This window comes from Acidiferrobacter thiooxydans (genome assembly GCF_003333315.1).
GTDB classification, from domain to species: domain Bacteria; phylum Pseudomonadota; class Gammaproteobacteria; order Acidiferrobacterales; family Acidiferrobacteraceae; genus Acidiferrobacter; species Acidiferrobacter thiooxydans.
In genome coordinates this window covers 643,312-662,298 of record NZ_PSYR01000001.1, presented here as the reverse complement: position 1 = coordinate 662,298, position 18,987 = coordinate 643,312, and the positions used below count along the sequence as shown (strand labels likewise).

Below are 18,987 nucleotides of genomic sequence, written 5' to 3'. Positions count from 1 at the left end.
GTGGCCTTCCCGCACGAACCATCATGGCGGCTCGCGCCGGCCGTGCGCGGCGGTCGTCCAGGGATCGGCTATGCTGGTCGGCCAATCGCCCGCGCGGCATGACGGCGCACGGCCTCCCTGGCGACGCGCGCAAGATCGTGTTTGGCCTTGGCATAGACATCGTGACTGACCGCCTCACCCTGCCAGCGGCAGGCGACAACCGCGCATACGGACGCGGCCTCGAGACCCAGTGCGCGGCATACGACGAAAAGCGCCGAGTTCTCCATCTCATAACTCAACACATTCAGGCGGCGCCACTCCTCGAGCGTACCCTGAAATCGCCGGGGAATATAACCCGCGAACGAGTCTCGGCGCTCCTGTCCCGGCCAGAAGCTGTCCGACGAGCACGTCATGCCGCTATGGTGCGAGATACCAAGCGCACAAGCCGCCTCGCGCAGGGCGCAAATCATATCGACGGACGCCACGGCCGGATATTCAATGGGCGCGTAATGGGACGATGTCCCCTCGAGCCGCACCGAGGCCTCACTGATGACAAGATCGCCGAGCGCGATGTGCCGCTGGATGGCGCCGGTCGTGCCCACGCGCAGAAAATAACGGACGCCCAGGCGGGCGAGTTCCTCTATGGCGATGGAAGCCGAGGGCGCGCCGATACCCGTCGACAGGATCAGAACCGGGGTGGGCACATCTTCCGCATAGGCAAGCGCCGAACGGTACTCGCGGCTCTGAGCGAGGGGCCGCGCATGGGCAAAGGCCGCCGACAGCACCGGGACACGATCCGGATCACCAGGCATCAGGACATACCGGGCGCCTTCGATCAGCGAAGCGGACAGGCCGACGTGGTACTGAAGATCCGAATCAGCCATGGGGTGCCGCCGCCAGGAGTTCGTCTAGCAGACTGCTCGCGCCGATGCGCAGTGTCGCCGGTTGGAAAAAACCGCCTCCAAGGGTCTGTACGATGATCTCGTAATAGCACTGCAGTTGATCACGCGTGCGCACGCCGCCTGCGATCTTGAGCCCCATGGGCCGCCCTGCATCCCGCAACGACGCCAACACGCGCACGAGATCCCCCACGGCCTCGGGGGTCGCGCCACGACCGGCCTTGCCGGTGGAGGTCTTGAGGAACGCCACGCCCGGACGCGCGCACGCCCACGCCAACGCCTGGCATTCGGCAGACGAGGGTATGAGTCCCGTTTCGAGGATGGCCTTGATCTGCGCCCGGCCGGCGCAGATCTCCGCCACACGGTCGAGCAAGGCCGGGACCGAGTGCGTATCGCCTTGCAGCCAGCGGCGATAGGGAACGACCACGTCGATCTCGGTGGCACCGTCGCGCAATGCCCGGCCGACCTCCGCCAACACCTGTTCGAGCCGCTGGTCGCCACCTGGAAAGTTGGCCACGGTGGCGATCGCGATACCGCTATCGGTCAACAAGTCGCGCGCAAGGCCCACGTAACCGGGATAGACGCATACGGCCGCCACGTTGCCGTACCGGGTCCGTGCCCGGCGACACAGATCCGTGACCGCGTCCTCGTCGCCCACGGCGGCTTCGAGGCGTGTCAGATCCAAGAGTTCGATCCAGGCCGGAGCGGGAGTCAACGAAGCCATGGCGGGCGGCGGCTCAGGAGGACCCAGGCGCGAGGTCGTCGGCGCCAAACGCAAGCGGCAGGAGTCGCGCGAACGGCATGCCGACCGGTTCGGCGCCACAGCCGGCCGCGTAGACCATGGCCTCGGCCCCCATGAATTCCTGCAAGCGCTGGCGACACCCCCCGCATGGCCACGACGGCGCGGGCCGGGCCGTCAATACCAGAGCCGCGCGCAGGCGTTGCGCGCCACGCGTGGAGACCATGACGCCAAGCGCCGCGGCCTCCGCGCACAGACCCAGGGGATAGGCCGCATTTTCGACATTGCATCCCGCAAAGACCTCGCCCGAGACGGTAAGGATCGCGGCGCCGACCGGGAATCCCGAATACGGCGCATGCGCATGCGCGATGACCTCGCGCGCGGCGTGTAAGAGCCTTGCAACATCCCCCGATACTATGAGATCACTCATCACCCACCACGCCCGGCGTACCTCTCGCAGTCGACTCCCCCATAAGATACCGGCGGATCGCCCCATACAACAGCGCCGCCGACACCGCCACCACCATCTGCCAAGGCACAAACCGCGCAACGGATCCCGTGAAAGGGGGCGACCATTCGCCCAACCCCAGGCCCAGGAGCAATACCACGAGCGCCATCCCTGTGCGAGCCCCAGACTCGGCCCCGGGGCGCCCCCCATCCTGGTCGCCCGAGGCCTGCGGCGCGGATGACAAGACATAGTCGAGTACCAGGATGAAGGTAAAGGGAAACAAGAAGGCCCCGAGGATCGACAGGAACGATTGCACGGCATGAAGGATACCCGCGTAGGCGAGGTAGGTCGAAAACGCCCCCAGCGCAATGACCGTGAACGGCTGCTGAACGGCCGATCGCCTGACGCGGGCGGCGTCCACCAGCATCATGACCTTAGTCACCGCCGGATAGAGATTCATGGCATTGGTATGGGCTATGGCCAGAATCACGCCGACCGCCGAGACCTCACCCCACAGCGGCAAGGACTTGGCCAACAGGGCCACATTCCACAGACCGGCGAGATGCAAACTCAAGAGCCCGAGAATGCCCATGACCAGGACCGCCGACATCACGCCAAGGGGCGCCGACAACCGAAACCGCCAGCGCGTCAGAACCGGCTCTGTGGCATCGCGCGGGACGCAAAAACGCGTAACCGTAGGAAAGTCATAGGCCCATGCCAGGAGACTGAAACTCAACACGAGATCGATGTCACGCCCCCAGTCCACCGGCGCGCGCTGTATGGGCCATGAGAACGGGTAGCGGGAGAAAAGATAATAGGCGAGAACACCGTAGCACAGAACGAAGATCGGACCGGTGTACCTGTAGAACTTCTCGAGTAGCGGCATCCCAAATAACACGAGTACCGTCTGCGCTACCCCCAACACGATGAGCGCACCACCGGCCCACTTAGGTACCAAGGCGCCCACGATCTCGGCGCCGACCGCGGTATTGAGCCCAAACCACGCGGCTCCCACCAGGGCATACAAGGCCGTCAAGGCCGCCGCACCCGCCGAACCGAATGTCCGTTTCGCGGTCACCATGGAAATGACCGGGCGGTCGCGACCCATCTCGCTCATCATCATCCCGGGCCACAGCCCGCAGAGCGTGGCCACGCCCACCAGGATCGCGAATCGGCCCACGCTCATCCCCTTCAAGAGCAGGCCTATGATCGGAGTCGTGGCCGATGCCGAGGCCAGCGCCCAAACGACGAACACGGTGCCGGCCGTCATCACGCGACGCGCGCGGGGCACCGGGTCTGCACCCAGCGTCTCGACTGCGACCATGGAGTCCGGATCGTGCGTCATAGTAAACCTCTCTCCTATCCGTAGCGCAGGCACCGTGACCTGGGACTGCCGGGTGCAAGGACCATGCCCGGATGCGGCATGCCGCGCATACCGCGGCCCGGCGCGCAGCGCCTGGTGCGCGGCCGCGCGCCTCGCCGAGACCGGGTGGCGGCCCGGCGCGATCCCGCCTCCTACTGGTGCAGGCCATCAAAAAACTGGTGCAACGAGTGCCTGACGCGCGCCGTATTTCGCGCCCACTCGCCCATTCGCGCGCGGCATAAAACTTGCTTTGGGATCATCCTGACCATCCGGTCAAGTGACGGAAATCCACCGAGGGTAGACACCGTGACTCGCCATATCGTCCTCACTTCCCACCCACGGGCCGGCGCAGACGCCGCGCCCTTGGCGGTGCATTGGGGCGCACCCGACGCGCACCGGCGCGGACCGATACTCGCAGGCCCCGTGAATCGCGGCACACGCAATGTCATAGGGGCGCACTCGGGTTCCTATGCGATCTATCGCGCCCTGGCGGTGGCCTCGGGGGCGTTGGCCGCGGATCACAAACCAGACCTCACCGATACCGATCCGGCGACGGCCATCAGGGCCCATGCTCACTGGGGTGATCCCCACAAGATCGTATCCCTCGACCCCTGGGGTCACCTGGTCGCCGAGGTCTTTGCCCGTCAAATCACGGAAGGTCTCGACGTCCGCCCGACGATCGCCATCACGCGCGCCCATATCAACATGGGGGAATTGCGCGAGGCCATGACGGCCGGACGCCTGAAAGCCGACGGACGCATATTGTTGAGCAATGGCGATGTGCGCGTAACCAAGATTGCCATCGACCCGGTGTGGTATCTGCCCGGGGTCGCGGCACGGTTCGGTGTGAACGAAAGGGCACTTCGCCGCCACATGTTCGAACAGACCGGCGGTATGTTCCCGGAGCTCGTCACGCGCCCCGACCTGAAGGTGTTCCTACCCCCCATCGGCGGCACGACCGTGTACATGTTTGGGGACCCCCAAAGACTGGGGCGCCCCGATACCGCAATTGCCTGCCGCGTGCATGATGAATGCAACGGCTCGGATGTCTTCGGTTCCGATATCTGCACCTGTCGCCCCTATCTCGCCCACGGAATAGAGGTATGCATCGACATGGCCCAACAAGGCGGGGTCGGACTCATAGTCTACAATCGCAAGGAGGGGCGGGCCCTGGGCGAGGTCACGAAGTTTCTCGTCTACAACGCCCGGAAACGCCAGCCGGGGGGTGATCGTGCGCAGACCTACTTCGAAAGAACGGAATGCGTGGCCGGCGTGCAGGACATGCGCCTTCAGGAGCTCATGCCCGACGTCCTGCACTGGCTCGGCGTGACGCGCATCGATCGCTGGGCATCCATGAGTCACATGAAATACCAGGCGCTCGTCAGTCAAGGCATCGCCGTGGGGGAGCGCGTTGCGATTCCCGATGACCTCATCCCCGCGGATGCGCGCGTGGAGATGGACGCCAAGAAGGCCGCCGGGTATTTTTCCGCAGACCACCCGGATGCCGACCAGCTGGCGGTGGCGCACGGCCGCCCGTTTGAGGCATGAGCTCGCGTCTTGCGGGTCGCGAAGCACCGCTTCGTCCGGCGCCGGACGAAGCGGTGAGGCGATTGCTGTCCGCGGAGGCCGTACGCACCCGCTGCCACGACATCATGGCCGCTGCCGAGCGCGATGAACTGACACATTTCCAGTGGCATCCCGGGAAGGTGGCCGACATCGCGGCCTATGTGGCCGCGACCACCCGGCAGCGCTTCCCGAACCTTACGATACCGCCGCACAGCCGCTGGCGACATTTCGAGGTCTTGGGGTATCACCTGGCACCGGCCCACCCCTCGGATACCGCCGAATCCCGCGCCGAAATCGCGCGACGCGCCATCGATCTGGTCATTCCGAGCGTATTACTCGATGCCGGGGCCGGGCCGCACTGGCAGTACCGGGATCCACGTCATGGAACGCTTTCGCGCTCCGAGGGACTTGCGGCCGCGAGTCTTGCGCTGTTTACCGGTGGCGAACTCTCGGCCGACCCCGACGACCCCTTGCGCACCGATGCCGAGCGCCTTTCAGGCTGCGAGGAACATACCCTGGCGCGGGTCTTTCAGGCGGGCGCCGACAATCCCCTCGTAGGGCTCCGGGAACGCGCAGCGCTCTTACGTCGCCTCGGCAGTCTGTTGCAGGATCATCCGGCCATCTTCGGCACCCCGGCGCGGCTCGGCCACCTCTTCGACTACATCGCCGCGCACGCGTCGGACGGGTGCGTGCGCGTCCCCGATATCCTTTCGCTCCTGCTCACCATCCTGGGACCCCTTTGGCCCAACCCACTGGCGCAAAGCGGGATCGCCCTCGGGGATTGCGGACGGCATCCGGCAAGCCGCGACGGCTATGTGCCCTTCCATAAGCTGACGCAGTGGCTGGTCTACTCCCTGATCGAGCCACTTGCAGTCGGCGGGCTGCGCGTCACAGACGAGGACCATCTGACCGGGCTTGCCGAATACCGCAACGGCGGGTTGCTACTGGACATGGGCGCGCTTACGGTTCGCGATCGACGGCTCCTCGAGTACCCGCAACCGGCGGGCTCGGAGCCGGTCATTGAATGGCGCGCGCTGACGGTGGCCGCGCTCGATACCCTGCGCGTAGCGGTAGGGCAGCGGCTCGCCGCAGGCCAGCGGCCACCGCTTACCATGGCACAGCTCATGGAGGGCGGCACATGGGCCGCGGGCCGCGCGGTTGCCGCTCGCGCGCGCGGCGACGGGAGGCCGCCTCTCAACATTCTCAGTGATGGCACAGTCTTTTAATCCGTGCGGAGGATTGCCGATGCGTCAGGACACCCATGTCATCGACCACCCGTTGGTGCAGCACAAGCTGAGTGTGGCGCGTAATCGCGATACGACCACCGACAACTTTCGCAGACTCGTTCGCGAGATCGCCGCGATGTTGGCCTATGAAGCGACCCGCGATCTCCCCGTGGAACATGCCGACATCCATACCCCGATCACCACGTGCCGCGTTCCTGTGATCAGCGGCAAAAAACTCTGCCTCGTTTCCATCCTCCGGGCCGGTAACGGCATGCTTGATGGCATGATCGATCTGCTTCCCAACGCGCGCGTGGGCCACATAGGGCTCTACCGGGATCCCGAGACCCTGGAGGCCGTCGAATATTACTTCAAGGTCCCCGACGATATTGCAGAGCGCATGGTCATAGTCGTCGATCCCATGCTCGCGACCGGAAACACCGCGCTTGCCGCCTTATCGCGGCTGAAGGAGGCCGGCGCGACGAGTCTGAAATACGTCTGCCTGCTGGCAAGCCCGGAGGGCCTCGCGGCCTTGCATGGCGCCTATCCGGACGTTGTCGTCGTGACCGCCGCAATCGACCGATGCCTGGATGAACACGGCTATATCGTCCCCGGGCTTGGCGATGCCGGTGACCGGATCTTTGGCACCCTGTGAGCCCCTTGGCGACCTGCGCGAATCCGGGGCGACAAACCATCGAGCACCGGATACTCGAAGCGGCCGAGGAAGACTTCGCGCAAGCCGGGTTCGCCGGGGCGCGCACGGCGGCGATCGCGGCGCGCGCCGGCATCCCAAAGGCCAATCTCCACTACTACTTCAAGACCAAGGAGGCACTCTATCGCGCGGTACTCGACCGGATCTTGTCGCTTTGGCTCTCCGAGACCGACATCATTCGCGCCGAGGTGGCCCCGGCCTTCGCGCTCGAACACTACATACGCGCCAAGATGGTCCTTGCCATGACCCACCCCCAGGCCTCCCGCGTATTCGCCCACGAGATCCTGCATGGTGCGCCACACATCAAAGATTACCTGCGCACCGAACTGCGCCGTTTGGTGGCCGCCAAATCGCGGGTTATCGAAGGCTGGGTAGCGGCCGGCCTCATGGCCCCGATCGACCCCCCACACCTGTTTTTCACCATATGGGCCGCCACCCAGACCTATGCGGACTTCGACAGCCAGGTGTGCGCGGTACTTGGGGTGCGGCACCTGGATGCCGCTCACCAGACACGCGCCGCCGATCATGTCGTGACCCTGATCCTGCGCGGATGCGGCCTCGCGAATGCGCCCAAGACTCGGCCGTTCGCGGCACGCCGCCCGCGGAAGGCGACCATCGCCCGGGGTGCGCGTCGTCCCGTGCGGTAAAAGGCGCCGATCGAGACGATAACGAATCCCGCACCGCCCCGCGCCAAGGCCTTTCACCCATTCACGGGACCCGGCAGACTTCGGCCGCCGGTCTTTATCCCCGATCCGGCCGTTGAAGTGACCGCTATCCGAACGGCCGCTCATGAGGCTTTGCGCCCAGTGCATCCGCTGCGGGGTGAACGGCGGAGCCATTGAAATCCCCGAGAAACCCCGCAGATAAGGCCCATTTCCCGCGGCGACTGCCAGATCCAGGTTTATCCCTCGGCGCCGTAAAACCCCGCCGTCATTGTGGGCCGGATGGCCTATGCCCATAGAGGCGGCGTCAATCCATCCTCTATCGGGATGGTGGCTGCCTAGGAAGTGGGAAGCCCAGGCCATTAGGCCGGGGAGCAGTCACACGTTATACTTGCCGCGCTTAAAAAGGCCGAGCGGCATCCCCTGCGCGGCCACGCTTTTGAAGGAAATTATTGCCCATGTCAGATCAGCTATCGGCACTCGACGATAAAATGTCGCCACTGGAGCGGCGTACCGCCTACTCTCTCGCCGCCATCTATATTGTCCGCATGCTGGGCCTGTTCATGATCCTGCCGGTCTTCACCATGTACGGCGCGGAACTGAAGGGCCACACCCCGCTTTTGATCGGGCTTGCCCTGGGTATCTACGGGCTCTCTCAGGCGACCTTCCAGATCCCGCTTGGGACACTCTCCGATCGTATCGGCCGCAAGCCCGTGATCCTGTTCGCGCTCACACTTTTCGTAATCGGGAGCGTCGTGGCCGCACTCTCCCACACCATCGTCGGCGTCATCGTGGGCCGCGCCCTGCAAGGCGCGGGCGCCATGTCGTCCACGGTATTGGCGCTCGCCGCGGACCTGACACGTGAACAGCATCGCACAAAGATCATGGCGACCATCGGTGTCAGCATTGGTATAGCCTTTACAACGGGTATGGTCCTTGGCCCGGTCCTGAATGCCTGGATCGGCGTCTCGGGGATATTCTGGTCGACCGCGGTGCTGGGTCTGCTGGCGATGGGCGTCGCCATTGGCGTCGTCCCGAACCCAAGAACGCATCGCCACCACCGCGACACCGGCATTGTCGCGGCATCCTTCGCCAAGGTCCTCAAGAATCGCGAGCTATTGCGGCTCGACCTTGGCATCTTCATCATGCAGTTCGTGCTCACGTCGAACTTCGTGGTCCTGCCGGTGCTGCTCGCGCACATGACCCACGTCCCGGTGAACCGCAGTTGGGAGCTGTACCTCCCGATCATGGTGTTCGCGTTTCTGCTCATGATCCCCTTCATCATCATTGCCGAGCAACGGCGCAAGATGCGGCAGATCCTGCTCGGGGCGATCACTGTATTGGGTCTTGCGAATCTGACGTACGTCTATGCTGACCGCTCGTTGCCGGCCATGGCTGCGGGCCTGCTCGTCTTCTTTACGGCCTTTAGCGTCCTCGAGGCGACCCTCCCCTCGCTGGTCGCCAAAGTGGCGCCCGCCGATCAAAAGGGTACGGCCATGGGCGCCTATTCGACCTCCCAGTTCCTCGGCGTATTTACAGGGGGCACCGTGGGCGGCATGGTCTACGGGGCCTGGGGCATCCATGGCGCCATCGTGACCAGCGCCAGCGCCGTGCTTCTTTGGCTGCTGGTCGCGCTCAGGATGGCCGAACCCCGGTACCTGTCGAGCTACGTCCTGCCGATCAAGGCCTCGGACACGCAAGAAGCCAATGCCCTGCAGGCGGCGCTCACCGCCATCCGTGGCGTAGCCGATGCCGCAGTGGCCGTAGACGAGGGTGTCGCCTATCTCAAAATCGATCGCGCCGTGATCGACGAGACCGAGTTGCGTGCCTTTGCGCGCCCCACCAACGAGCCGTTGACGGAGTAACGGAGTCAATCCGTGCGCCGCTACCGGGCGGCGCACCGGTTGCGCGCCGGCGGATCGTGGCGTTCCGTGACGCACCGCATCGAGCCTGGCCGCGCGCGGCACCCTGACCCCGGCCGCGCCGACCCACACCATGCCCACGGCACGCCGCAAACCGCAGGCCCCGATCCTCGATTCCGGCATCAGGCCCCGCCTTGACAAGCCCATGGGCTCTGCCAGACTGATGTAATATCAGGGCCTTGTGCGCCATTTGTAGACGGAATTTGTGGAACGATGGTAAAGGCCATCCCGATAGGGCCAACCCGGGGTAGGGCTCGAGGCTCATGAAAAACAGCGGCCTTGCCATAAGGCGGCCCGCGGCGCAAAGCCCGTCTTTGCGCCGGCCCTGGCCTCTTTGGTACGGTGTTGCCGTCATATGTCGTTAGCCCCGGGCAGTGCGCCGATTTTCATGAAAAGGGACAAGGGGCTAGGGCGCCTGCTTGCGCGTCTGGCGCGGCATATGAGGGGCTGTGGCGCGTCACCCATTGATGACTGTCCGGTAGCCATGGCGCTTGCAAACGTCGACATCGCCCTCCTCGGGCTCACCGCGACGCTGCGGGTGGCCACCGCCAACACCGGCGCAGAACGACTTCTGGGCCAAGACATCCATGAACTCCGTGGGACCGCGATCACTGCCATCCTTCCGGGCTTTGACCGCGAGATATTACAGTCGCCGGCCCCTTATCCAGCACTGAAGATCTCCACCCGCCTGCGCCCGGCATTAGCGGTCGAGGTGCGCACAAGCCCTTGGAACGGGCCCGGGGATCTCCGTTATATCCTTACGCTGCGTGACGCAAGCTTGGAACAGGAGATAGCGGCAAACGCCGCCCGTCTGGCCTGTCTCTATCAGGCCTTGAGCGCCCTGAACGCCGCCATTCGCCACACTCAGGACGAAGCCACGTTGCTGGCCCTGACCTGTCAGTTGGCGGTGGACTTAGGGGGCGTGGCCATGGCGTGGATAGGGACCGTCAGCGATGCGAGCGGCGCAATCCGACCGGTCGCCCGCCACGGATCGCAGGTCAGCTACCTCGATCACATTCGCGTCTCGTCGCGCCCTGACGTAGCCGAAGGGCGCGGTCCGGTGGGCATCGCCTATCGCGAAGGTCGCGTCGTCACAGTCGGCGACTATCGCCAGGACGGGTTGGCGGGTTTCTGGCAGGAGCGCGCCCTTGCCCACGGCTTCCGATCCGTCGGCGCATTTCCGATCACCCGTCATGGGGCTCCGTTCGCGGTTCTGACCGTCTACCATGCCCAGGAAAATGCCTTCGACAAGGATATGGTAGACGTCCTGCACGACATGGCATCCGCGGTATCGTTTGCGCTCGAGACCCGGGATCGCGAACAACAGCGCCGGGCCGCGCAAGAAGCGCTTATCGAGAAAGAGCGACATTTCCGCGCCTACTTCGAGCAAGCAGTCATCGGCATGGCGGCGACCAGCCCCGAGAAGGGTTGGGTCGAGGTCAACGACGCCATGTGCGCCATGCTCGGCTATGCGCGCCACGAACTGCTCACGAAAACCTGGCTCGACCTCACCCACCCGGAGGATCGCAGCGCCAATCTCAAGTTGCTCACTGAGATACGCTCCGGTGGTCTGGACTCCACAACCTTCGACAAACGCTACATCCATAAGGCCGGTCACGTCGTTCATGTCCACGTCGCCTTGCAGGCGGTGCGGCACGCCGACCACACCCTCCATTACGTCGTCCTGCTCGTGGAGGACGTGAGCGCACGGAAGCATCACGAGGACATGCTCGGGCGGCTCGCGAAGATCCTCGATGAATCCTCCGACGAGATCTACATGCTCGATGCCCGCACACATCGCTTCCTGTTTGCCAATACCGGGGCGCAACGCAATCTCGGATATTCAATAGAGGAACTGCGCGCACTCAGTCCCATCGATATCGAACCCAGCCTTTCGCAAGACGACTTCACGAAACTCACTGCCTCGTTGCAGGGTGCCGGCAACGATGGCGTAAGACGCGAGGGCGAACACCGGCGCAAGGATGGGACGGTGTATCCGATAGAGGCGCGCCTGCACCTGTCCCTAAACGACGACTCGCCGGTTATCGTCGCCATCGTCCAGGATACCAGCGAGCGGCGCCGGCTGGAGGCGCGACTGCGCCATCAGGCCACCCATGATACGCTCACAGGACTTGCCAACCGCGTCTTTTTCCACGAGGTCCTGGAAAAGGCCATCGCCCGCGCGCGGCGCCATCACACGCTCATGGCGGTTCTATTCGTCGATCTCGATGCATTCAAGGATACCAACGACTCCCTTGGTCACGAATACGGTGACCATCTCTTGCGGGAGATCGCAAGGCGCCTGACCTCGGGATTGCGCCGTGAAGACTGGGTGGCGCGTCCAGACGATCTCGTGGCCCGCCAGGGGGGCGATGAATTTACGATCCTCCTCCAGGATCTGGCCTCGGTCGACGACATCACACGCGTCACCGATAGGCTGCTTGGCGAAATCGCGCGGCCCCTGTCGCTCAAAGAGACCTCCGTGCATGTGACTGCGAGCATCGGCATCACCGTCTTTCCATTCGATGATACAGACAGCGAAGGGCTGTTGCGAAACGCCGATGTCGCCATGTACAAGGCGAAGGAGGCCGGCGGGAACATGTATGCCTTCTATGCGGCCGCCATGAGCGCCGAGATCAAGGAACGACGCACGATCGAGGAAGGTCTGCGTCGTGCCCTGGAAGGCGACCAACTGCTCCTCTATTACCAGCCGCAAATCGATCTTCGTACCGGCGCAGTGGCGGGCGTGGAGGCCCTGATTCGTTGGCAACACCCCGAGCGTGGGCTGATTGCGCCCGGGGCGTTCATAACCATCGCCGAGGAAAGCGGGCTTATCGTCGCCTTGGGCGAATGGGTTTTGAAGAATGCCTGCCTGCAGAGTCAGTGCTGGAAGGCCCGCGGACTCGCGGGCCTGCGGATAGCGGTCAACCTGTCTGCCCGCCAATTCAAGGAGCGCGATCTGCTGGCCACGGTGACCCGGATTCTCACGGAGACGGGACTCGATCCGGCCACGGATCTACTCGAGCTCGAGGTGACCGAAACCACGCTCATGGATGACATGGGCAAGGCCGCGGCGACCCTGGGGGCGCTTCGCGACATGGGCCTTAAAATCGCCCTGGATGATTTTGGTACCGGGTACTCGAGTCTCAACTATCTCAAACGCTTTCGCATCAACACCCTAAAGATCGACCAAACCTTCGTCCGCGACATCGCCCGCAATACCGAAGGCGCGGCTATTGCGTCGGTTATCATAACGCTCGGCCACAGTCTCGGCCTCACAGTGGTTGCCGAAGGCGTCGAGACCCGCGAACAACTGGAGATCCTGCGGGCTGCCGGGTGCGACGAGATCCAGGGCTACTACTATAGTGAACCGCTTCCGGCCGCCGCATTCGAGGAGTGGCTCGCGGCCTATAAGCGTAAGGCCCGGGGGTAACGCGCAAGTCCGAGCCCGACCCATCAAGAAACGGAAGCAGCCACGACGCCCGACGCAGACCAGACCGCATCAGCGCCTCCCCATACGCACCGTCGCAAAAGGCCGCGCTTGGTCCCTGGCTGTGCGCCATCGGGATTCATCGCAAGCCTCGGCGCCACGGATCACAGCCCCGACCGAGGCCGGTGTGGAGCCCGGGGCCCACCGCGCCATCCCGCCGCCCCGCCTTCAGCGCCAGCCCGCGCCCTCCAAAACGGCGAACGGCTGGGGGTTGCGCAACAGCCGGCTGCACTCCTCGGCAGGCACGGGGCGCGAAAAGTAATAGCCCTGCAGGGCATCACAATCCAGGGCGACGAGACGGCGTACCTGAGATGCGGTCTCGGCGCCCTCGGCTACGACATGCAAGGCGAATGTATGCGCGATCTGGATGATGGTGGCGGTAACCGCCTCGTCACGGACATCGGCCCCCAGGCGTTGCACGAACGACCGGTCGATCTTTACGACATCGAGCGGGAAGTCCCGCAGGTAGCCGAGCGCGCAGTAACCCGTCCCGAAGTCATCAACGCTCGCGCGCACGCCTCGCCGCCGCAACTCCCGCAGGAGATCCGTGGTGTGATCGAGGTCGCGCATAATGACGCCCTCTGTGATCTCGATCTCCAAAAATCGCGCCTCTAGCCCGGCCGCCATAAGGGCGTGGTCTACAATGCCGAGCAGATCGCCGTGATTGAACAGTCGCGCCGAGATATTGACCGCCATGGTGATACCAGGCATGCCCGCGCGCTGCCAACTCCCGGCCTGAGCACAAGCGGTGGCCAGCACCCATTCCGTGATGGGTACGATAAGCCCGGTCTCCTCGGCGATGGGAATGAAGCGGCCGGGCGGTACGAGCCCAAAATGCGGATCCTGCCAACGAATGAGGGCCTCGACGCCGAGAATGCGCCCGGTCTTCAGACACACCTGAGGCTGGTAGTGCAGTACGAACTCCTGCTGCGCAAGCGCGCGATGCAAGGCATGCTCGGTGGCCAGGCGCTGCGCGGCATCCGACGACATATGCGAGCGGTAACGGGCCGCCATGTCCCCGCCCTCTTCGCGGGCCCGGGCCGCCGCATTGTCGGCGTGTTGCAAGAGCGTGTCGGGGTCCGTGGCATCCTCCGGGTACAGCCCGATACCCATGCTCGCCGTCAGGAAAAACTCCTTTCCGTGGGCGACCACCGGCTCACCGATGGCGGCCCGCAGGGCCGATATGAGATCATCAGCCCCGGTTGTGGCCTCCACCTCCTGCGCGACCACGAACTCGCTGCCGCCGGTATGCGCCAGCAAGCCGCCATCGGCCAACGCACCGGCTAGCCGGTGGGCGATGATCTGCACGATGTCATCGCCGGCCCCATGGCCCAGCGTCTCGTTGATACGACTGAACCGATCGATCATAATCGTCACCACGGCCAGACGCGCGCCCTCCCCGCACGCAGCCGCGAATCGCTCCTTCAATTGCTTTTCCATGAACCGACGATTGGGCAGATCTGTCAGGGGATCGTGATAGGCAAGATGTATGAGGCGCTGTTCGTGCTGCACACGTTGCGTGATGTCGCGATAACACCACACCCGGCCTATGATTTCATCGCCACGCCTCTGCGGCTGGGAATAGCACTCCACGGCCCGGCCATCGCGCAACATCGCCGCCTGGGAGCGGGTTTCCGCGGGATGTTCATAGAGGAACTGGACGAACCCGAGAAATTCCTCGGGGTCGCGAACAAGTTCTGCCATGATGGCTCTACGCTCCACCCACGAACACGTCGGAAATACACTCGACCCCCACATGTCACAATACTGCTGATTGAAGTCGACGATGTTCCTCTGGAGATCCGTGACCGCTATGCCATCGGCGGTGGCCTCCAGGGTGGTGCGCAGCACTGACAGGGAACGCTCCAGATCCTCACGCATGCGCACAAGCTCGCTCACGTCGCGACCCGTGGATATGAAGCCAGCGATGGTGCCTGTGTCGTCCTTGAATGGCGTCAGCGTCTTGGCCTCGAAATAGCATTCACCGCTCTTGCGTCGGTTGGTAAATACCGCCCGGAACTCATGATCCGACAGCAACGTCGACCAAAGCTTTTGGTAAAACGCCTGATCATGAGCCCCTGAGCGGAATATCGCGGGCGTGGCCCCCAAAAGCTCCGAGGCGCTATACCCGGTCTGCTCGCTTACCGCAGGATTCACATACTCTATGCGTCCGTTGCGGTCCGTCACCAGAACCGCATCCGCGGTCTGTTCGACGACACGCGAGAGCTTGCGCTGCTCGTTCTCGATGGCGCGCCGCTGACGCCGGCCCTCCGCCTCGCGAAGCTCACGCTCTATGGCCGGTACGAGCCGTGACAGATCGTCCTTTAGGATGAAATCGTGGGCCCCGGCGCGCATGATCGCCGCCGCCCGGTTCTCCCCTATCGTGCCCGTGACGAGTATCACCGGAATATCAAGTCGGCGCTCGGCAAGGATCGCCAGGGCATCGTGCGGACTCAAGCCGGGCATGGAATAATCGGACAATATGATGTCGTAGGACATGGTATCGAGGGCCTGGATCAGAGCGGTACGGGTCTCGACGCGATCCATGACGAAGGTAGTTCCCGCCTTCGCTAACGTACGCCGCACCAACGCCTCGTCATCCTCGGCGTCCTCCAGCAGCAGAATGTGCACCGGTGTGCCCATGGCGAGTGTTATATGACCGGCGGCGGGGGGTGTTCAGGATCAGCCAATAGAGACCCAGCTGGCGCACCGCTTCCATGAACTCCGCGAAATCGACCGGCTTGCGAATATAGCTGTTGGCCCCCAGACCATAACCTTCCACCAGATCCTGCTGCTCGCCCGACGATGTCAGGATCACGACGGACAAGAGCCTGGTCCGCGGATCGGCACGCAACCGTCGCAATACCGTCAACCCGTCGATCTTCGGGAGCTTCAGATCGAGCAGGATCAATATCGGAAGCCCGCTGGCGCCTGCCGCGTGGATATCCTCGTCAAACAGATACTCGAGGGCCTCAGCGCCATCGTGGGCGACAACCACCGGATTCGTGATGTTGTTCTTGGCAAACGCGCGACGCGTCAGGGCCTCGTCATCCGGGTTATCCTCTATGAGAAGAATGCAGCGTTCAGGGGTGACTGACATCAAGACCCTCCTCATCCGGTATGCTAAAGGAGAAACATGCGCCCTCGCCGACCACGCCCTCGGCATATACTTCTCCACCATGGCGGTGCACGATCCGCTGGACGATGGCAAGGCCGATGCCCGTGCCATCGAAGTCGCGACTGGTATGCAAGCGTTGAAAAACGCCAAACAATCGATCCGCATAGGCCATATCGAAGCCCGCCCCGTTGTCCCGCACGAACAGTCTCCGGCCTCCGCCGGCCGACATCCCGCCCACCTCGATGTAGGCGCTGGCCTTCTTCGAGGTGAATTTCCAGGCATTGGCCAGCAGATTGGCCATGACCTGCCGCATCAACACGGGATCGGCGGCCACCCGCAGGCCCTCCTCGATGCGCCACTCCACATGGCGTCCGGGCTCCCCGGTTCGCAGACCCTCGGCGATGTCGCGGGCCATGGCCGTGATATCGATGGGCTTGCGGATAAGTTGCGCGCGCGCCACCCGCGAGAGCTGTAAGAGGTCGTCGATAAGCTCCGCCATCTTCTGGCTCGCGGCACGCACGCGCGTCAAATAGTCACGACCCACAGCATCCACCTTGTCAGCGTAATCCTCAAGCAGGGCCTGACTGAATCCATCTATGCTGCGCAACGGGGCGCGCAGGTCATGGGACACCGAGTAACTGAAGGCCTCCAGCTCCTTGTTGGCCACGTTGAGATCCATGACCCTCCTCTGGAGGTCCTGGTTCAGGGTGGCGAGCGCACGCGAGGCCTCGCGGCGCTCGGTGACGTCCTCCATGACCCCATCGAAGTAGACCTGTCCGGCCTCGTCTTTACGCACGGCGCTGATCACCGCCCAGAATACGCCGCCGTCCAGGCTGCGCACCGGGATCTCGCGATCCGCAGAGCGCGTTTGCGGATCCCATTCATGGGAAAAGATCCGCCGATCCTCGTTATCGACAAACAGGGTGTCTATGGGGCATGCCAACAGGGCGGCACGCGTTGGGGCGCGAAAGAGGGCCAGGATCGCGGGGTTGACCTCAAGGAAGCATGGTGGCGCGCCCGCCATGATCCGAAAGACGCCGACATTCAGGTTGGTCACAAGGTCTTGATAGCGGCCGCGCACGGCATCGAGGGCCTCCTGTGCGGCCTTGCGTACCGTAAGGTCCCGCACGATACCCACGAACCGCCGCCGCCTTCCATCGATGGCACCGACGGAAATCTCCACCGGGATCGACGTACCGGCCTGATTCACCGCGGTGACCTCGCGCAACCGCCCGATCACATGGCGTTCGCCGCTCGTAAGATATCTCTCCAGATACTCGCCGTGACGACTGCGGTCGGGTTCCGCCATGAGGATGCCGACGGAACGGCCGCGGGCGCTCTCCGCAGGCCAGCCGAACAGCACCTCGGCCGCCGGGTTGAAGGCCTCTATGATCCCGCGCTCGTCTATGACGATGATGCCATCAGGGGCCGACTCGAACAGCACGCGATTATAGGCGATGGCGTCCGTAAGCTTGGCGATCTCGGCGCGGGTAAGGCGCGAGAGCGGTACGAAAATAAGGAGCGTCAACCCTGCGAGCGTCCCCAGTACCAGATAGAACTGGTCACTTGCCAGCCTAGAAAGATCGCTGTTATCGCGATTGGCCAACCGTTGGTAGGCCAAAACCCGCCGATTCACGGCCACGGCCAGCGGCCCGTCGGCGGCATGGATGATCGCACGCATGACCGATGCATGGACAGGACCTGCGGTGGGAGCTGCCGCCACGCGTAACCACCCCACGAACCGGGCGATCTGCGCGCTCACCGGCCCCGACTGCCCCAGATCTCCGGCCGGTAGCGGCGGCAAGGCCCGCCAGACATGCCAGATGCGCCGTGCCTCGCCGTCCAGGGCCGCGCGCAAGATAGACCGAGCGGCCGCCGGCGCCGCCGCCAGACGCATCACCAGCAAGGCCGCGCGTTGTATGCGCATGCGCTCCAATCCGGCCTCGTTGATCACGCGCGCATCCGAACGGATCGCGGCGATATGATCGGCAAGCGTGACATGAACCGCCCATGCCAGCAGTGCGAGTATGAGCAACGCCGTGCCGTGCGCACGATTCACACGCCGCAGCGCGCGCCCCGACCCCAATCGTGTATCCTCCACGCGCCGCCCGTTCCGTCTCATGTCGCGACACCCGAGAGCGAGACCCCTTATATATGAAGCATAGACGCCGCCATGGCCCAGCAAAAGGGTAGTAGTTGGTTACTGGAAGCCCCTGTTCCGAAGGCCGTCGCCCCCAGATAGCTCAGCATGCGACGATCGAACGGAGATTCCGCGACGATCGTGGATAGCAGGGCAGGTTGCCGGAAGGCCATGGCGGTCCTGAGCGACCGGCCACGGGGCTGCCAGATACGGCGGGCTTAGCCCGCCGATCGCCGACCTCTCAGCTACAGACGCCAAGGCTCATCCCGATATTCCTCGATACGACGTCCCGGTTAATCGGCGGGCAGAGGTAGGGGCTGCATTACCGGCCGTATGGGCGGCCCTGGGGACCAGTCCCAGCGAAACCGTTCTGCGTCTTGGCGTAAGGGCGCGGCGTCGTGAGTATGGTCGTGGATCAGGCGGCGCGCGGGCCCGGCGCGGCCATGACCCCGTCGACGACCGAGCGTGCCGCCGTGATCGCTCTCGCCAAAGACCGTCTTGCCCGGATTATCGGCTGCGCCTGGGAGCTGTCATCAAGGACTTGGGAACCAAACCCGATCGGGAACAAGAGGCCTGGAAACCAAACGGCAAGGGGCCGTGCGGAGCGTACACCCCCTTGCGGAAATGGCGGGATAAAGTCACGGCAGGTGAGGTGAGGCCACAGGGTGGCTGGCGAGGGCCATGGGCTAGAACGATGGAACTGAGAGGATTGTATCGGAACCCCCG

General features: G+C 63.9%; 13 protein-coding genes. 6 read left to right on the top strand and 7 right to left on the bottom strand.

The genetic code is table 11. From position 1 onward, the window contains the following. Window positions 1–68: 68 nt before the first annotated feature. The 4 genes from udp to C4900_RS03305 are packed head-to-tail and all read right to left on the bottom strand — an operon-like array spanning window position 69 to window position 3,410. Window positions 69–863, bottom strand: coding sequence for a uridine phosphorylase (udp, locus tag C4900_RS03320; protein ID WP_065970008.1), 795 nt, complete (start codon window positions 861–863; stop codon window positions 69–71). Then, a complete protein-coding gene (gene deoC, locus C4900_RS03315; protein WP_065970034.1) occupies window positions 856–1,602 on the bottom strand; it encodes a deoxyribose-phosphate aldolase in 747 nt (248 codons plus the stop codon). The genes udp and deoC overlap by 8 nt, the downstream gene beginning before the upstream one ends. A gap of 13 nt (window positions 1,603–1,615) precedes the next feature. Continuing rightward, a complete protein-coding gene (locus C4900_RS03310) occupies window positions 1,616–2,047 on the bottom strand; it encodes a cytidine deaminase (protein ID WP_065970006.1) in 432 nt (143 codons plus the stop codon). Further along, window positions 2,040–3,410 (bottom strand): cytosine permease, encoded by a 1,371-nt coding sequence (locus C4900_RS03305; RefSeq protein WP_065970004.1) that lies wholly within the window; start codon window positions 3,408–3,410, stop codon window positions 2,040–2,042. Before C4900_RS03305 ends, C4900_RS03310 begins: the two co-directional genes overlap by 8 nt. A 324-nt stretch (window positions 3,411–3,734) precedes the next feature. Between C4900_RS03305 and C4900_RS03300 the strand changes: the two genes are divergently transcribed. The 6 genes from C4900_RS03300 (at window position 3,735) to C4900_RS03275 (ending at window position 12,946) form a co-directional block, all read left to right on the top strand. Further along, window positions 3,735–4,976 (top strand): GTP cyclohydrolase II, encoded by a 1,242-nt coding sequence (locus C4900_RS03300; RefSeq protein WP_065970032.1) that lies wholly within the window; start codon window positions 3,735–3,737, stop codon window positions 4,974–4,976. Between the two features lie 53 nt (window positions 4,977–5,029). Next, a complete protein-coding gene (locus C4900_RS03295) occupies window positions 5,030–6,220 on the top strand; it encodes a DUF1688 family protein (RefSeq protein ID WP_211306739.1) in 1,191 nt (396 codons plus the stop codon). A gap of 19 nt (window positions 6,221–6,239) precedes the next feature. Then, window positions 6,240–6,872, top strand: a complete 633-nt coding sequence (upp, locus tag C4900_RS03290) for a uracil phosphoribosyltransferase (RefSeq protein ID WP_065969999.1) — start codon at window positions 6,240–6,242, stop codon at window positions 6,870–6,872. After that, window positions 6,869–7,576: a TetR family transcriptional regulator C-terminal domain-containing protein gene (locus C4900_RS03285; protein ID WP_065969997.1), complete on the top strand. Its 708-nt coding sequence runs from the start codon at window positions 6,869–6,871 to the stop codon at window positions 7,574–7,576. Before upp ends, C4900_RS03285 begins: the two co-directional genes overlap by 4 nt. Window positions 7,577–8,049: 473 nt before the next feature. Further along, window positions 8,050–9,456: an MFS transporter gene (locus tag C4900_RS03280; protein ID WP_065969995.1), complete on the top strand. Its 1,407-nt coding sequence runs from the start codon at window positions 8,050–8,052 to the stop codon at window positions 9,454–9,456. A gap of 445 nt (window positions 9,457–9,901) precedes the next feature. Beyond that, window positions 9,902–12,946, top strand: coding sequence for a bifunctional diguanylate cyclase/phosphodiesterase (locus tag C4900_RS03275; protein ID WP_170132392.1), 3,045 nt, complete (start codon window positions 9,902–9,904; stop codon window positions 12,944–12,946). Window positions 12,947–13,171: 225 nt separating this feature from the next. Here C4900_RS03275 and C4900_RS03270 read toward each other — a convergent pair whose 3' ends face one another. The 3 genes from C4900_RS03270 to C4900_RS03260 are packed head-to-tail and all read right to left on the bottom strand — an operon-like array spanning window position 13,172 to window position 18,222. Further along, the gene (locus C4900_RS03270) at window positions 13,172–15,646 is read right to left on the bottom strand and encodes an EAL domain-containing protein (RefSeq protein WP_114282308.1); all 2,475 of its coding nucleotides are present in this window, start codon (window positions 15,644–15,646) and stop codon (window positions 13,172–13,174) included. Then, window positions 15,600–16,103 carry a response regulator gene (locus tag C4900_RS03265; RefSeq protein ID WP_114282307.1) on the bottom strand — a complete coding sequence of 168 codons (504 nt, stop codon included), beginning with the start codon at window positions 16,101–16,103 and terminating at the stop codon, window positions 15,600–15,602. The genes C4900_RS03270 and C4900_RS03265 overlap by 47 nt, the downstream gene beginning before the upstream one ends. Beyond that, window positions 16,087–18,222 carry a sensor histidine kinase gene (locus C4900_RS03260; protein WP_170132391.1) on the bottom strand — a complete coding sequence of 712 codons (2,136 nt, stop codon included), beginning with the start codon at window positions 18,220–18,222 and terminating at the stop codon, window positions 16,087–16,089. Before C4900_RS03260 ends, C4900_RS03265 begins: the two co-directional genes overlap by 17 nt. Between the last annotated feature and the right edge of the window lie 765 nt (window positions 18,223–18,987).

Coding starts and splice junctions, on each gene's coding strand:
- udp (WP_065970008.1), bottom strand. CDS start 863: ATGGCTGATTCGGATCTTCAGTACCACGTCGGCCTGTCCGCTTCGCTG.
- C4900_RS03310 (WP_065970006.1), bottom strand. CDS start 2,047: ATGAGTGATCTCATAGTATCGGGGGATGTTGCAAGGCTCTTACACGCC.
- C4900_RS03270 (WP_114282308.1), bottom strand. CDS start 15,646: ATGGGCACACCGGTGCACATTCTGCTGCTGGAGGACGCCGAGGATGAC.
- C4900_RS03275 (WP_170132392.1), top strand. CDS start 9,902: ATGAAAAGGGACAAGGGGCTAGGGCGCCTGCTTGCGCGTCTGGCGCGG.
- C4900_RS03305 (WP_065970004.1), bottom strand. CDS start 3,410: ATGACGCACGATCCGGACTCCATGGTCGCAGTCGAGACGCTGGGTGCA.
- C4900_RS03265 (WP_114282307.1), bottom strand. CDS start 16,103: ATGTCAGTCACCCCTGAACGCTGCATTCTTCTCATAGAGGATAACCCG.
- deoC (WP_065970034.1), bottom strand. CDS start 1,602: ATGGCTTCGTTGACTCCCGCTCCGGCCTGGATCGAACTCTTGGATCTG.
- C4900_RS03280 (WP_065969995.1), top strand. CDS start 8,050: ATGTCAGATCAGCTATCGGCACTCGACGATAAAATGTCGCCACTGGAG.
- upp (WP_065969999.1), top strand. CDS start 6,240: ATGCGTCAGGACACCCATGTCATCGACCACCCGTTGGTGCAGCACAAG.